Here is a 14,711-nt window from a genome sequence, read left to right as displayed (position 1 = left end):
GCAAAATTAGTTAATATGTCAACTTTGACCGAAGAACCGACCATAAATAGTGCTGAACTCAATACTGATAGTACCAACAGCGTAACTAGTCAGGTTTTAATGATTGAAGATATTCAGAAATTGTTACCTCACCGCTACCCATTTCTGCTAGTTGATCGCATTATTGATTTTGTGCCAAATAAATCTGCCACAGGAATTAAAAATGTCACTTTTAATGAACCATTCTTTCAAGGTCATTTTCCTGAAAGACCGATTATGCCTGGTGTACTAATTGTCGAGGCGATGGCGCAAGTAGGTGGTATCGTCCTAAGACATTTACCAGGAATGGAAAATCAACTTTCATTATTTGCTGGTATCGATAAAGTTCGATTCCGCCGTCCCGTAGTTCCTGGCGATCGCTTAACTATTACTACCGAGCTGATAGTTGCACGCAAGCGCTTTGGTAAGATGCATGGACGTGCTGAAGTTGATGGTCAATTAGCCTGCGAAGGTGAATTGATGTTTTCATTAGTTAACCTTTAAATCTTTTCACTCTCGTTTCAAATTTTAATTTGTTATCTGGCGATCCAAGCGATCGCAAATCAAGCGATCTAACTTAGTATCAAGCGAGCCAAACTTTTTATGCCTGTGTCTCATGCGCCTGTGTCTGAATTTATTCACCCGACAGCCATAGTGCATCCTGATGCCCAACTCCATCCGACTGTCAAAGTTGGAGCTTATGCTGTCATCGGTGAACAGGTGAAAATTGGCGCTCATACTGTCATTGGGCATCACGCCATTGTCGAAGGGAGAACTGAAATCGGCGATCGCAACCAAATTTATCCAGGGGCAGCGATCGGTTTGGATTCTCAAGACTTGAAATATGCTGGTGCTGAGAGCCTTGTCAAAATCGGTAATGACAACCGCATTCGTGAGTACGTCACCATTAATCGCGCCAATGAAGCTGATGAAGTTACCCATGTTGGCAACGGCAATTTACTGATGGCCTATGTCCATGTGGGGCATAATTGCGAGATCGAAGATCGCGTGATTATTGCTAATGGTGTAGCTCTGGCAGGACATGTTCATATCGAGTCCCATGCCAGAATCAGTGGGGTGCTAGGTGTGCATCAGTTTGTGCGAATTGGGCGATTATCAATGGTTGGAGGTATGAGTCGGATCGAGCGAGATGTACCTCCTTACACTCTAGTCGAGGGTAATCCCTCGCGGGTGCGAACTCTAAATCGAGTTGGCATTGATCGGGCTGGACTAGATGGGGAAACCCAACAAGCTTTGAAGTCGGCATTTCGATTGTTATATCACCAAGATTTAACCCTTGTTGAGGCTCTTGAGAAACTAGTCACCCTTGTCGATAACCCTCATGTTCAGCATCTGCGCCAATTTTTACAAGATTCGATCACTATTTCTCATCGACGTGGTCCAATTCCCATCCGTCTCTAATCTTAAAAGCCCAAAGAGTCAAGGCGGCGCTTCGCGCCGCCTTGACTCTTTGGGCTTTTATAGCTGTCGCCATTCTTGTTAGGACATAAAACCCAAATAGTGTGAGGCGACGCGAAGCGTCGCCTCACACTATTTGGGTTTTGATTTGTCCTGATACAGGTGGCTATAGCTATAATTCACAAAAGTGTTGGCAAACTTTTGTGAATTATAGCTATAGCGATCGGCTATACAGACAAGTGGGTACGATCTAAATTATCAAGGTCATAGAAAAAGCTCTATTCGTTCTGTTTGGATTGCATATCTCATACATAAGAATGAATAATGTATTTTCTATTCTCTATTTAAGACGGTTATGTTACGATTAGTAACGTAAATGCTTTAGATCTACATACTCTGTTGTAAAGAGCGTTTGGTGAATATGTCAAGTATTAATAGCTCAGGATTTGGTGGGGAAAACTCATATATCGGCAGACCTCAACCCAAAAAAAACTTCGATCTGCTTCAACCTTTACGTAAGACCATCGATAACTTTGAAATCCACAAATCTAAAACTGCCCATCGCATTGCTAAACTAATTCCTGCTCAATGTCCCTTTGAGCGCACCATTAAATTCTTTGGTCACACTCTCATCCACATTCCACCCCTGTGTAAACTCAACCCTGTATATGATGAACTCGTCGGGCTTCGATTCCGTGCCCTTTGCTTTTTAGCGGATCGCTGTGGCGAAGACATTAGTGCTTATTGTTAAGCCAATTAAAACCCAAATAAAGTAAGGAGGCGCGAAGCGCCTCCTTACTTTATTTGGGTTTTATGTCCTAAGTAAAATTTGCATTGCTTTATATGCGAAAAATAAATGATGTAAGCTAAGTTTGAATCATTTATTTTTTGTACTTAGGAATTTGAATATGCAAAAAAAAATGCAGTGGCTATGGCGATCGCTGTTCGCTATCTTGATTTCTTGTTTGATAGGATTTACCGCGATCGCTTTACAGCCAAGTAATGCAGCGATCGCGCCATTACCTGACCCCTATCTCACCACAGGAAAGCTTGCTGAGGGTGAAAAGGTCTTTAACGACTATCTAAAAAATAATTCTCAGGATGACAAAGCTCGCTTTGGGTTGGGCGTAATCCAATTTATGAGTAGTACTGAACGGTTAATGCAGTCGCTCTATCGTTATGGACTGATCCAAAATCCCGTAAGTGGATCGATCCCTTTATTACGCTTGCCAGTACCTCAAAACCCCAAACCACAAACTTTAACTTATGACGGGCTTCAGCAGGTTTTTCAGGCTTGGATTAATGATCTGGCTACAGTGCGGACTACCCTCGAACCAATTAAAGATCAAAATCTTAAACTTGCCTTACGTTTAGGCTTGATTCGTTTAGATTTTGATGGCAATGGCAAAGCCGATGACAAAGAAATGTTATGGCAGATTTTTAATTCTGTGACTGGTGCGAACGTTACCGAAAAAGAAGCACAACAGTTTCTAATCGCTTTTGATCGTGGTGATGCATTGTGGTTACAGGGCTATACCCATGTCTTAGGAGCAATTAGTGAATTTTTGCGGGCTTACGATAGCCGCGAGTTATTTGCTGCTTGCGCTCACTTATTTTTCCAAGATGTAGATACGCCCCATAAATTTTTGCTCACAACGCGTAGAAAATCTCCTGAAGACTATAGTTCCAGTTTCTTTGAGATTCTCGATTTGGTTTCAGCAGTTCATCTTGCTAAGTTCCCTTTAGCGGAACCGCAACGTATGACGACTATTCTCAATCATATGAAATCAGTAATTAGTCTCAGTCGTGAGTCATGGAAGTCGATTTTGGCAGAAACGGATAGCGATCACGAATGGATTCCCAATCCTAAGCAGACTTCTGCAATCCCTCAAGTTCGGGTTACGGATGAAATGGTGAAATCTTGGCTAGCCGCTCTTGATGAAATCACCGCAATTCTTGACGGCAAGAAGAATTTACCCTTCTGGCGTGATGAGAATCTCAGCATTGATTTTGTAAGGATTTTTACTGAGCCACGCATTTTTGATTTGGGATCATGGGTTCAAGGAACAGCCGCTACTCCCTATTTAGAAAAAGGAAAGATTACCGATATGAATGTTTGGAATGATATGGTTAGTGCTTTTGGTAGTAATTTATTTGGCTTTGTAGTTTGGTTTAATTGAGTGCAGCATATAAAGCAGCCCCATAGGCTGCTTCTGGTTGTTGAGACTGTTGCATTGAGATCTGTAAAAGGCGATCACGTATTTTTGTCCACACCTGATTTTTTGCTCCACCCCCTGCGGTATAAATTCGCTGAATTGGTGAAGCGCCTAATTTTTGCAAGAGTTGATAGCCCTTTGCCTCAATTCTTGCCATACTTTCCAGCAATCCATGCAAAAACTCAATGGGATCATCAGGACGTGGTTCTAGTCTTGGTACAAGCAGAGGATCGTTAATCGGAAAGCGATCGCCTATTTTGGTTAGAGGATAGTAATCCAATGAACTAGCAATTTGTGGATCAATGCGATCGCTAAACTCTTGCAACTCTGAATCTGTAAAAAATTGTCGCAATACAGCCCCGCCAACATTGGAAGCCCCACCAACTAGCCATAAGCACCCCAATTCTGGATGCTCAAACCGATGGCTATAAATCCCGTAACTGGGATCATTAATGGGGCGATCGCTTAAAACTTTTAGCACCATCGTTGAACCGAGAGAGGTCACTGCTGTACCGATGGCAGGAGTCGCCGTACCAACACTAGCTAAAAAAGCAGCATTACTATCAGTCGTTCCCGCACCAATCGCACAATCTAATGGCAAATTTAATTTTAAGGCGATCGTCTCCTCAATCTTGCCTACGGTTTTACTTGGTGCAAAAACTTCAGGCAAAACTACCGCAGGATTGTTGAGTAGCCATGACTGTAACCAATCAGGATATTGCAGCAGCAAAGGATCGTATCCTAACTTGAGCGCATTGTGATAATCACTCACGCCCAATTTGCCATGGAGTAAATAACCGAGCCAATCAGCTTGATGCAAAAAATAAAGCGATCGCACTGGGCTTGTAAATGAATCTGGAATCTCTACCTTGGCAAGGAATGAAATTAATTTAGCAAAACTGGAAGTTGCACTACAAACTGAGTGTTTTGGTGGTGCGATTTTTTTTACTTGATTTACAACTTCAGACTCACAGGCATCGCTATAGATCATTGGTGTAGCGATCGCCTTACCATTGCGATCGCATATCAAAACAGTAGAGGAAGTGCCATCAACAACTATTTTTTTAGTATTTTGCCTAATTTCCTGAGGTAAACCTGTAATTACTTCATAAAGCGCTAATAGCCATGTTTCGCAATCACGAATGTCATATTCAGCGAGAGAGACTGCGGCGATTTCTTTACTTGGATTAATGGCGATCGCCCTCACGCCCGAAGTCCCAAAATCAATACCTAAAAAGTAATTCATGCTAATTGCTAATACAGCGCTTTGCGCTGACTTAAAACCCGAAAATATTTTTAAAAGCGTTGCTTAGCAACGCTTTTAAAAATATTTATGTACTACTGTATTAATTAGTTGTAGGGTGGAAATAGCCAACCCTAATTGCTATAACTTTTTCAAAGGAATATGTTTTTCTAAACAAGTTTTCAACATACTTGCATCAAATAAAACTGGCAAGAAATGAATACTTTTTACTTCTTTGAAATAAAACAAAATTGGAAATGCAACCCAAAAAACCTTCCAATCTTGCCACTCTTGATAAGGGAAAGTACGGAACTTTTCTTGTGATCGATAAACCTCTAAATCTGTCGCGGTAAATACTAACCGAATCGTCGCTGCTTGATAAACTAAGAACAATCCAAAAATTGCAACTACACCCGCAGCAATTGGTTGAACCCAAATAAGTGGAACTCCTGCCAACACAAGTACAACTGGTATTGCATAGTTTGGATTTAGTTCTGTAGCCTGCGATGCAATGTTTGGATCAACAAAAGGATTTGATGTAGTCATAATGATTTAAATGGTTGATTTATACCTATAGATATACATTTAATTCTAGGTCTATGGCTTCTTTATTGAAGTGATAGGATAAATATTATTGAGTTAATTATGCTCTTTAGTTGGTTTATTCTTAACTAACTATGCTTTTAGCACATTTGGTAATCTCTATATAAGCTTAGGAAATGTCTATGAACTTATCCTCAACAGCGAATGACTTGGCTCTCCCTTTACATGAAGCTGCCAAAGATCCTAAAGTCTGGAGTCATCTCAAACAAGCGATCGCTACCAGTTCAGGATTTGATAAGTGGCAGCGATCTCGAAATGGTGATCCCAAAGGCGATCCCAAAGATGTTTTAGCAGTACAAGAAAGCGTTCTTGATGATCTCGTGCGTAGCTACTTACGTGAGACACTAGAAACGTTAGCGTATTAATTGCGAGATTTTCTTGTGAGCGAAACATCAGAAACTCAGTTTGAAACCTTAAGAGAGCAACTAGCTATAGATGATATGGGTATTCGGATGAAAGCCCTTCATGCTAGTCGCTCTCTTGCCATTTCTGAGAGATTTACTTTACTATCGATCGCCGCGATCGACTCCTATGCGCGTATTCGTTATGATGCCGTTAGTCAACTTGGCACAGTCGGCACGGTTGATTTAGAAAAATCCTTGGAAATTTTAAGCGATCGCCTAAATACTGATCCTGAAATAGATGTACGCGCTGCCGCCGCCGCTTCGCTTGGTTCTCTACAACTTACCCAAGCCTTTGATTTACTAAAAAAAGCCTACGAGTCCACTAACGACTGGATGTTTCAATTTAGTATCATTGCCGCGATCGGTGAGCTAGGCGACCCTCAAGGCTTTGATTTACTAGCTGAAGCTTTGCAAAGTCCTAATGAACTAGTCAGAATAGCAGCGATCGGTTCCCTTGGTGATTTAGGCAATCCCGCTTCGGTGGCTCTTCTGTTGCCCCTTGTCGAAGATCCCGATTGGCAAATCCGACATCGAGTTGCCCAGTCTCTAGCTCAACTCGGCGGCGATGAAGCTAAATCTGCTCTAGAAAAACTAGCCAATGATCCTATGCCCCAAGTTGCTGAAGCCACGCGATCGCAACTATGAGTGGATACGACAACACTTGTAAATACTTAGCCGAAACATTTCCATCAGATTTTGCTATTTGGTTATTAGGGAAAGCGATCGCCCTCACGAAACTGGAACCATCGGAACTCTCACTTGAGCCAATTCGCGCCGACTCAGTGATCTTTCTAGAATCGACAGAAGTAATTCTGCACTTAGAATTCCAAACTAGAACCGATGAGTCAATGGCATATCGGATGGCAAATTATTGGCTAAGACTTTACGGCAAGTACCCGAACAAAGAAATTCACCAAGTTGTCATTTACTTAAAACCGACTAGTTCGCCTTTGGTTTACCAAACCACTTTTAGTTCTCGTAAATTAAATCACGAGTTTAATGTGATTAGGTTGTGGGAGCAGTCAACTGAAGTTTTACAGAATTATTTGGGATTGCTACCTTTGTCAGTTTTAAGTAAAACCGATGATCCGACTGAAACTCTGAGAAAAACCGCAAAGATAATCGACAATATCAAAGACAGGCAAGTAAAAAATAATGTCAGTGCGGCAACTGCAATTATTTCTGGGTTAGCATTAAGTAAGGACGTGATTCAACATTTATTGAGGAGCGACATTATGAGAGAGTCAGTAATTTATCAAGATATTTTACTTGAGGGTACGGTCAAAGGTAAGGCTGAAGGCAAAGCTGAAGGCAAAGCTGAAGGCAAAGCTGAAGGTAAGGCTGAAGGTAAGGCTGAAGAGAGAAATCAAATTGCTCTGAAAATGTTGCGTTCTAATATGTCTGTCGATTTGGTTGCTCAGTTTACGGGATTGACGATTAAGCAGGTTGAAAAATTACAAAAATCCACTACAGAATCGAAAAAGATTACAAAGCCGACAAGATCTAAGCGATCGCCTAAAGCCTAAAATTATGAGCCTAAAATCACGGTTCTATAACTACAGGGTGATCATGGACATCTCTAATCGAATAGGGGCAATTGAATAGTTATTTGCCAACTCCACGATCGCCGTTCGGGTTGATAGTCCCATTCGAGAAATGATGCAGGATCAGCCGCACGCTACTTAATAAGCGATCGCGTTCTCGCTTGGATAAATCACGCACCTTTTCTACCAAATTATCGATATCTAATTCAGCAAAACGACCTGCCAACAACAAATCAGCCATCTGCTCGGCTCGGAGTGCATAATCCTGCTCGTATAAGTACAGTCATTGCTACGACTCCAACTAAGGCGCATCACACTTAACTATAATATTATTTTAAAAATTAAAAAGGAGAGGCGCTTTGCGCCTCTCCTTTTTAATTTTTAGGTAACACTAAATCCTAGAATGAGAAAGTGGTACGAATTACACCAACGGTTGCAGTGCCGTTAGCATTTGCACTGTTTTGATTGAATACAAAGAATACACCAGGAGTAATGCTGATATTTCTAGAAACACGGAAGCGGTAGAAAGCTTCTAGGTGATAAGGAGTATCAGTCGATCCAGTTGCTCCATTGCTCACGCTGCTGCGGAATAGTGGCTGACCAAACAATATGGCAGCAAGATCGCCTTGGGTAAATAAATCCTTAGCAGACAATGCAGCCATCCAGCTAGTAAAGGTTGTAGAGCCAGTTGTTGCACCAGTACCACCGATACGATCAGCAAAAGTCCATGCACCCCAAGTATTAAAGGTTACTTGCTTGGTAATATCCCAAATCAAGCTTCCTGCAACAGTGTTGGTCTTGGTGCCGATGCTTGGAAGAAGTGTAGCAACAGAATCAAGATTTAAACCAGAGCCTAGGTTATTACCTGGGATGTAAGCATTAGCATAGCCAACACCCAATGTAAGTACGCTAGATGGCTTGTAAACCAACTGAGCAGCCAACTTTGTAGCGCCACCAGTCAATCCACCAGAACCTGTTGCATTAGGAGAGTTTGCAGCAGTATAGGCTAGTTCAAGATTCGATTGATTGTTGAATTTGAAATTCAAACCTGCAACAGCCAACCCTGTTCCACCACTAGAAGCAATGCGAATCAAAGGATTAAAACGACCAAAGCGGGAGATAGTACCTTGGCTGTCGCTTTCCAAAGGATTCAGAGGGCTGATAACATCTTCTGGTGCGCCGATAGGTGCGACATAAGCAGTGATGCTCTCACCAATTGGGAAACGATAAAACAAGCGACCGATATCAAAGGCATTAGCAGTATTGGTAGAACCAAATCCATCATAAGAGAGCCGAGTGCTGTTGCTCCCAGCCAAGTTAGTGAAACTTGCAGTGTTGGTTGCTTGTAACCGAGTTCTTAGCAAGTCCTTACCAGTAAAGCTGGTGTCAAGATTAAGACGTGCTCGGTAGCTGAAAGTCACATTAGTTCTGTCAACACCAGCAGGAACACCGTCACTACCAGCAGCAAGCGAGAAGACTGCTTCGCCGCGTAGCTTGGTGGTTGTCGAGAATTGTTGAGCTTCGAGCTTAGCGGTCTTAGCATCAAGAGCATCTACACGACCACGAAGGGTTGCGAGTTCAGCAGCAAACTCTTCTTGTAGCTTTTGTAAAGTCGCGAGGTCTTCTTTGCTGACCTTATCAGCCAAACCTGCGGAGATAATTTCGTTGATCTTGTCCAAGCAAGCATTCAAACCAGCAGCAAACTCGAAGCGGCTGGTTGCTTGTCTACCACGGAAAGTGCTGTCAGGATAGCCAGCGATACAACCGTAGCGCTCTACCAAGGATTGCAATGCAGTGAAAGCCCAGTCAGTAGGGCGGACATCACTGAGTTGAGATACTGAAGTTACATTTTGAGCAACAGCACTGGGACGAACCAAGCTGTCAGTAGTTACGGAGCGGATTACTTCAGAGTCTTGAGAAGCTTGAGCATTAGCAGCACCGCTAATTAAAGCGGAAGCAGCAACAGCAGCAGAAATTACTACGCTGTAATTTTTCTTGGAAAACTTAGACATTTGTTACTATTCCTCACAACATAACAGCTTAAATATCTGTGTGGAAATAATGTAGCAATAATAGCAGCACAAAGTTAAGTGTTGCTCAATACATTAACCATGTATTTATGCTCAGACTTATGTATTTATGCTCAAAAGCTCTATTACAACTGCAATAAACCCGAAAAATAAATACAAAACTCCCTGAAGTTGTGATTCAAGAGATTATCTATGCAGAAGGATTTTAGGGTTTCCAGCGCCTAAAGTGCTGGAAACCCTAAAATCGTTTTTGTAATGAGAATTTCTGAAATTTTGTAGCTTGTGCTGAAATCACACTAAATTAAAGTCAATATCCAAAATATTTGCTGGAGCAATTGGGCTAAAATAGGATTAGCAGGGGAACACTGTGCAACCTAACTTTGCAAATTTGGTAATTTACCTAAGCCCTATAAGCATGCAAAAAAGCTAGAGCTACCCCCCCTTTAGAAAAAACAAAGTTTCTTAGGGAAATTCTATTCAGGATAGGTAGATATGCGTTTCGATCCATATTTTACTATCCTGTATTGAGTCTGTAATACCATCGCAGAGCTATCAAGATCGTCTCTAAGAAGATAGATTAACTTCCACAGTTTCGTTTTGATAAGTCGAATCTATCGCAGTTAATTTGTCTGTGCTAAATGTCGAAATCTTGACTGTCATTGATTTGTGATGTTGATATTTGCTTCTAGTTTGTGTTTACAAGTAGATATCTACTTTGTTGTTACCCCTCGTTTGCTCTAATTTGCTCACCTTAACCAATCGTTCGACCTTCGCCTCATGGAATTCTCGATTAATCAACTGTTAGACAATTTCTCTGATGACAAGCTAGTTACGCCCAAAGCGATCGAAAAAAAACTTGGGATCGGTGATGACAACAAAAGTGTTCGTCGGCTCCAAGTTGCCCTTGATGCGCTGGAAAAAATCGGTATTCTTGAAAAAGACAAAGGACGATATCGCCGCATCCAAGAAGAAGGTCTGGTAGAAGGTCGTTTGCGTTGTTCAAGTAAAGGTTTTTGCTTTGCGATCCAAGATATTGAGGGTGCTGAAGACATCTATGTACGCGAAAGCCGTTTGAGCAATGCTTGGAATGGCGATCGCGTATTAGTGCGGGTAACTAAAGACGGCGTGCGGCGGCGATCGCCTGAGGGTGAAGTACGGTTGATCCTTGAGCGATCAAATCCAACATTACTTTCGACCGTGAAATTTACGGATGATAGTTATCGAGCCGTACCGCTAGATGATCGCCTATTGTTTGAAGTAGAGCTAATACCAGACGAGGAAACTCCCGATCTCAGTGTGGCGAATGGCAAACTCGTACATTTAGAAATGGTGAGATTTTCCTTGGGTAATCACTTACCTTTAGGACGCATTTTGCAGATTTTGGGCGATGATGCCGAATCGACTAATGACATTGATCTGGTATGTTGCAAACATAATTTGCCCAGAAGATTTAGTGCCAAGGCTTTGACAGCCGCTGCAAGTTTACCTAGGGGTGTACGAAAAGCCGATCTCAAACATCGTCTTGATTTACGTAAAACTTTAACTGTCAGAATTGGCAATGCGGCAGCAATTTCGATCGCTGAGGACGATACTGGTTGGGAATTGGGTGTACATATTCCTGATGTTGCGACCTATGTAACGGCGGGCTCACCTTTGGATTTGGAAGCTCAGAAGCGTTTACGGTCATTTTTCTTGGGTGACACCATTTTGCCAATGTTGCCTGAGATGAATGTATTTAATCAGCCCGAATATCTCACAATGTCAGTGTTGATTAAACTGGATCACGAAGGAAACATGCTTTCTTTCGAGATTCAGCCTTCAGCAGTATTAGTTCGGGCTAACTTGAGCTATCAGAGAGCGCAACAAATTCTTGATGGGAAAGTAGCTGTTGATGAGGATGCACCTAGTCAAGAAATTGATACAGAAGTAGAAGAGTTAGTTCATCTAATTGCCAAGGTAGGAACTTTACTACAAGAGAAATCTAACGCGATCAGATTGGTATTACCACAGATTCCTTCTCAAGAGGCGGATGAGGGAGTACGAGGTTTGACAGTAGTTCCCTTAACTTTGCAGATCTCTGGCAAGGTTACAGAAGTAATGATCTTGGCAAATAAAGCGATCGCTTCCCATCTCCAGTCTTTATCAATTCCCTCTATCTATTTGCGTCAAATCCCTCCCGATCAAGGCAAGGTTGATGACTGGACAAAGCTATTAGAGAGCATGGGTATTTCGGCGCAATTAGAAACGCCTGAACAGATTCAAATAGCTGATTTGCATCGTATTTTGGCACAGGTAAATCAGCTTGAACAGGAAGCAGCTCGTGATATTCTCAAATATCTACTAATGTCCATGTTTAAGACTAATGAGTATGTACTTGCACCATCACTCCACTTTGGATTAGGGTTAATCGATCAGCCCTATGTGCATGGCGTGTTTACACAAAATCATTATGGTGATCTACTAATCCAACGCATTTTACATACTGTATTTGAAGAAGGACGTGATCGCCGCAGCATTAGGATTAAGGACGGTGTTAATCTTCGTAGTTCTAGCGCTCATGGTCAGGTAAATTGGAGTGTTTTACCACCTGAAACAGAGCGGCAGTTAATTGAGGATTTGGAAGCCATTGTGCCAAAGCTCAATCAAGCCGATGCTTTGTATCACCGTTCAATTTCTGATCTGGATGGATTGCGTAAAGCGGAATTTATGCGATCGCACACAGGCGGGAATTTCTATGGCATCATCACCAGCGTTCAGTCCTATGGGTTCTTTGTAGAGATTGAGTCTCTCTTGGTTGAAGGCTTAGTTCATGTCAGTTCTCTTAAGGATGACTGGTACGAGTTCCCCTTGATTAATGGTAAAGGTAGGGCGAGAGCTTCAACTTTACTCGTTGGTCGTCGTAGTGGTCGTCAATATTGTTTAGGCGATCGCGTAGAAGTACAGGTCAAAGGGGTAGATTATTATCGCCAACAAATCGACTTAGTTGCCGTAGTGAATTCTGAGGGCGATCGAGACTTGTCTAATTCCGAATCAGGAATGAGGGCAGAATCAGAGGAACCTTTAGAGTTTTCTGAAGATGACGATGTAGAGAATCTAGAATGATCTGCCAAATCGTCCCGTTGGACTGAGGCATTTCTCAACTCCAGTCTAGGTACAATACTGAATTGCTCTAGCTCCAATTACTCCCTTCCACGAGTTCTCCACCATGTCGCTTTCCCGCCTATTGGTGACCGTTCTAAACCGTCTTCAGCCATCTGCGGAGACGGTTATGCTTGTTTCAGCGATCGCTGTGGGCTTGATCAGTGGTACTGGTGTAACCCTATTTCGCAAGCTGATCTTATTTACCCAAGAACTCTATTGGCACAAGATCGCCGTAGTTATCAGTAACCATTTGCCTTGGGCTATTATTTGTATCCCGATGCTTGGAGCGCTAGTTGTTAGCCTTTTACGTTTCAAATTAGATAAATTAGATCAAGTAAAAGCCAGTGCTTCTAGCCGAGAGTTAGGGCTTTCCTATTCGCAAGTTCCTCTGAAAACCGTGGCGGCGGCTCTTTCGCTGGGCTCAGGTGCTTCTCTTGGACCTGAGGGACCAAGCGTTGAGCTTGGTAGCAATATTGGCTCTTTGCTTGGTCAAATGCTGCAATTTTCTAGCGAACGCATTCGGCTACTAATAGGAGCAGGGGGAGCAGCAGGATTGGCGGCAGGATTTAATGCACCGATCGCAGGTGTATTTTTTGCCCTTGAAGTCTTGCTACGTGATTCCTATCGCACTAATAAATCTAGTCCTAACTCTGATGTAAGTGTTGTTGTAATTGCCTCCGTCATTTCGGCGTTAGTTTCTCAGATTAGTCTCGGCGAACGGCCAGCTTTTAGCTTGCCTGTCTACGAAGTACGCAGCTACTGGGAGTTGCCTCTATACCTTGGATTAGGGGTACTGGCTAGTGTCGTCGCCCTGATGTTTACTCGCGCAATTAAACAAGCAAAGAAATTTTTTGCGGGGGAATGGGCGATCGCCCCATTTATGCAAAAGCTATCGATGCCAATCAAATTATTGATTGGTGGACTATGTGTCGGTCTGATTGCCTTAACTTTTCCTGAAGTAATTGGGATTGGCTACGAAACGGTGGAATCGATCTTGCAAGATACACCGTTCACAATTCCACTATTAGCAATTTTGTTGGTAGTTAAACTTTTATTGACGGCAATTAGTTCTGCGAGTGGTTTTGTCGGTGGTATTTTTGCACCTTCGATTTTCTTGGGCGCAGTGTTAGGTAGTTTGTATGGTCAGGCGATCGCTAGTTTTTTACCTGCTTCAATCCCGATCGCTGCTTCTCCTGCCTATGCCCTCGTGGGGATGGCCGCAGTTTTGGCAGGGACTGTTCGCGCCCCCTTAACATCAGTATTGCTGCTATTTGAAATGACTCGCGACTATCGCATCGTTTTACCATTGATGGCAGCCGTAGGACTCTGTGCATGGGTACTTGACCAAATTGATTCATCAAAATCCGCAGATCGGATGATCATGCAATGGTCTGGGCTACCCGCTGATATCGAAGTCCTTGAAAAAATCAAGATTGCCGAAGTCATGACCCTCAATCCCGCCTCGGTCAAATATTCCATGCCCCTGATGCAAGCCGCCCAATTTATTACCAGTGGCTACCACCATAGCGCCTTAGTATTAGATGAGATTAACCATTTGCAGGGAATTCTAACCACTCAAGATCTAAAACGCTTGCTATCCGCGCCTGCAACTGATCGCCCCCTTGAGGACATGACGGTACAGAATATTTGCACCAGTGAAGTAATCTGTACCTTTGCCGATGAATCTCTGGCTGAAGCTCTAAAACGCATGGCAACTAGGGACTTACGGCAGATGCCTGTGGTCGATCGCCACCAACCTAAGCGGGTAATTGGGATGGTGGATCGGATGGCGATTACCACAGCCTATAATACAGCACTAACAAAACGAGCGATTACTGCTAGAATTACAGCGACTAAATCGACCGTACCTATTGCGAATAATACTTATACAGCTATAACTAACGGTGCTAGTAATGGTTCTAGTAATATTCCGAGCAATAGTGCTAATGACAAGAGCAACGATAAAGAACATAATTTAAGTAATTTAAGTAATTCTTTAAGTAACAATCTAGATAGCACTTTAACCAATAACTTAAACAGAGAGTCAGATATGCATAGTTCTGAGGCAATTTCCTCTTAAAATTTACGCAGAG

Annotated in this window: 13 protein-coding genes and 1 pseudogene; 10 read left to right on the top strand and 4 right to left on the bottom strand. The window is 42.6% G+C overall.

The annotated features are described in order from the left end of the window. Positions 1–15: 15 nt before the first annotated feature. The 5 genes from fabZ (at position 16) to VB775_RS10575 (ending at position 3,617) form a co-directional block, all read left to right on the top strand. Positions 16–522 carry a 3-hydroxyacyl-ACP dehydratase FabZ gene (gene fabZ, locus VB775_RS10595; RefSeq protein WP_281005503.1) on the top strand — a complete coding sequence of 169 codons (507 nt, stop codon included), beginning with the start codon at positions 16–18 and terminating at the stop codon, positions 520–522. 99 nt (positions 523–621) lie between these two features. Continuing rightward, positions 622–1,440: an acyl-ACP--UDP-N-acetylglucosamine O-acyltransferase gene (lpxA, locus tag VB775_RS10590; protein WP_281005502.1), complete on the top strand. Its 819-nt coding sequence runs from the start codon at positions 622–624 to the stop codon at positions 1,438–1,440. 101 nt (positions 1,441–1,541) lie between these two features. Further along, positions 1,542–1,691, top strand: coding sequence for a hypothetical protein (locus VB775_RS10585; protein ID WP_323216784.1), 150 nt, complete (start codon positions 1,542–1,544; stop codon positions 1,689–1,691). A gap of 167 nt (positions 1,692–1,858) precedes the next feature. After that, positions 1,859–2,188, top strand: a complete 330-nt coding sequence (locus VB775_RS10580) for a Mo-dependent nitrogenase C-terminal domain-containing protein (protein WP_281005501.1) — start codon at positions 1,859–1,861, stop codon at positions 2,186–2,188. 157 nt (positions 2,189–2,345) lie between these two features. Next, positions 2,346–3,617, top strand: coding sequence for a hypothetical protein (locus tag VB775_RS10575; RefSeq protein ID WP_281005500.1), 1,272 nt, complete (start codon positions 2,346–2,348; stop codon positions 3,615–3,617). Here VB775_RS10575 and VB775_RS10570 read toward each other — a convergent pair. Next, positions 3,610–4,899: an FGGY-family carbohydrate kinase gene (locus VB775_RS10570; protein WP_281005499.1), complete on the bottom strand. Its 1,290-nt coding sequence runs from the start codon at positions 4,897–4,899 to the stop codon at positions 3,610–3,612. The genes VB775_RS10575 and VB775_RS10570 overlap by 8 nt on opposite strands. Positions 4,900–5,037: 138 nt before the next feature. Next, positions 5,038–5,442, bottom strand: a complete 405-nt coding sequence (locus VB775_RS10565; RefSeq protein ID WP_281005498.1) for a DUF3119 family protein — start codon at positions 5,440–5,442, stop codon at positions 5,038–5,040. Between the two features lie 179 nt (positions 5,443–5,621). Here VB775_RS10565 and VB775_RS10560 point away from each other — a divergent pair, with 179 nt between their 5' ends. The 3 genes from VB775_RS10560 to VB775_RS10550 are packed head-to-tail and all read left to right on the top strand — an operon-like array spanning position 5,622 to position 7,429. Continuing rightward, positions 5,622–5,864, top strand: a complete 243-nt coding sequence (locus tag VB775_RS10560; protein WP_281005497.1) for a hypothetical protein — start codon at positions 5,622–5,624, stop codon at positions 5,862–5,864. A gap of 15 nt (positions 5,865–5,879) precedes the next feature. After that, positions 5,880–6,548: a HEAT repeat domain-containing protein gene (locus tag VB775_RS10555; RefSeq protein WP_281005496.1), complete on the top strand. Its 669-nt coding sequence runs from the start codon at positions 5,880–5,882 to the stop codon at positions 6,546–6,548. After that, positions 6,545–7,429 (top strand): Rpn family recombination-promoting nuclease/putative transposase, encoded by an 885-nt coding sequence (locus VB775_RS10550; protein WP_281005495.1) that lies wholly within the window; start codon positions 6,545–6,547, stop codon positions 7,427–7,429. Before VB775_RS10555 ends, VB775_RS10550 begins: the two co-directional genes overlap by 4 nt. 71 nt (positions 7,430–7,500) lie before the next feature. Here the strand turns inward: VB775_RS10550 and VB775_RS10545 are convergent. Continuing rightward, positions 7,501–7,688, bottom strand: a pseudogene (locus tag VB775_RS10545) (DUF29 family protein); the annotation flags it as partial. Between the two features lie 157 nt (positions 7,689–7,845). Further along, a complete protein-coding gene (locus tag VB775_RS10540; protein ID WP_281005494.1) occupies positions 7,846–9,459 on the bottom strand; it encodes an iron uptake porin in 1,614 nt (537 codons plus the stop codon). 795 nt (positions 9,460–10,254) lie between these two features. Here VB775_RS10540 and VB775_RS10535 point away from each other — a divergent pair. Beyond that, positions 10,255–12,579: a ribonuclease R family protein gene (locus VB775_RS10535; RefSeq protein ID WP_281005493.1), complete on the top strand. Its 2,325-nt coding sequence runs from the start codon at positions 10,255–10,257 to the stop codon at positions 12,577–12,579. 103 nt (positions 12,580–12,682) lie between these two features. Continuing rightward, complete coding sequence (locus VB775_RS10530) at positions 12,683–14,698, top strand: chloride channel protein (protein ID WP_281005492.1); 2,016 nt, start codon at positions 12,683–12,685, stop codon at positions 14,696–14,698. The last annotated feature ends 13 nt before the right edge of the window (positions 14,699–14,711 follow it).

It is taken from the genome of Pseudanabaena sp. CCNP1317 (assembly GCF_034931345.1).
Taxonomy (GTDB): Bacteria; Cyanobacteriota; Cyanobacteriia; order Pseudanabaenales; family Pseudanabaenaceae; genus Pseudanabaena; species Pseudanabaena galeata.
This window is presented reverse-complemented; position numbering and strand designations above follow the sequence as displayed.

Coding starts and splice junctions, on each gene's coding strand:
- lpxA (WP_281005502.1), top strand. CDS start 622: ATGCCTGTGTCTCATGCGCCTGTGTCTGAATTTATTCACCCGACAGCC.
- VB775_RS10575 (WP_281005500.1), top strand. CDS start 2,346: ATGCAAAAAAAAATGCAGTGGCTATGGCGATCGCTGTTCGCTATCTTG.
- VB775_RS10540 (WP_281005494.1), bottom strand. CDS start 9,459: ATGTCTAAGTTTTCCAAGAAAAATTACAGCGTAGTAATTTCTGCTGCT.
- VB775_RS10535 (WP_281005493.1), top strand. CDS start 10,255: ATGGAATTCTCGATTAATCAACTGTTAGACAATTTCTCTGATGACAAG.
- VB775_RS10530 (WP_281005492.1), top strand. CDS start 12,683: ATGTCGCTTTCCCGCCTATTGGTGACCGTTCTAAACCGTCTTCAGCCA.
- VB775_RS10565 (WP_281005498.1), bottom strand. CDS start 5,442: ATGACTACATCAAATCCTTTTGTTGATCCAAACATTGCATCGCAGGCT.
- VB775_RS10550 (WP_281005495.1), top strand. CDS start 6,545: ATGAGTGGATACGACAACACTTGTAAATACTTAGCCGAAACATTTCCA.
- VB775_RS10570 (WP_281005499.1), bottom strand. CDS start 4,899: ATGAATTACTTTTTAGGTATTGATTTTGGGACTTCGGGCGTGAGGGCG.
- fabZ (WP_281005503.1), top strand. CDS start 16: ATGTCAACTTTGACCGAAGAACCGACCATAAATAGTGCTGAACTCAAT.
- VB775_RS10580 (WP_281005501.1), top strand. CDS start 1,859: ATGTCAAGTATTAATAGCTCAGGATTTGGTGGGGAAAACTCATATATC.
- VB775_RS10560 (WP_281005497.1), top strand. CDS start 5,622: ATGAACTTATCCTCAACAGCGAATGACTTGGCTCTCCCTTTACATGAA.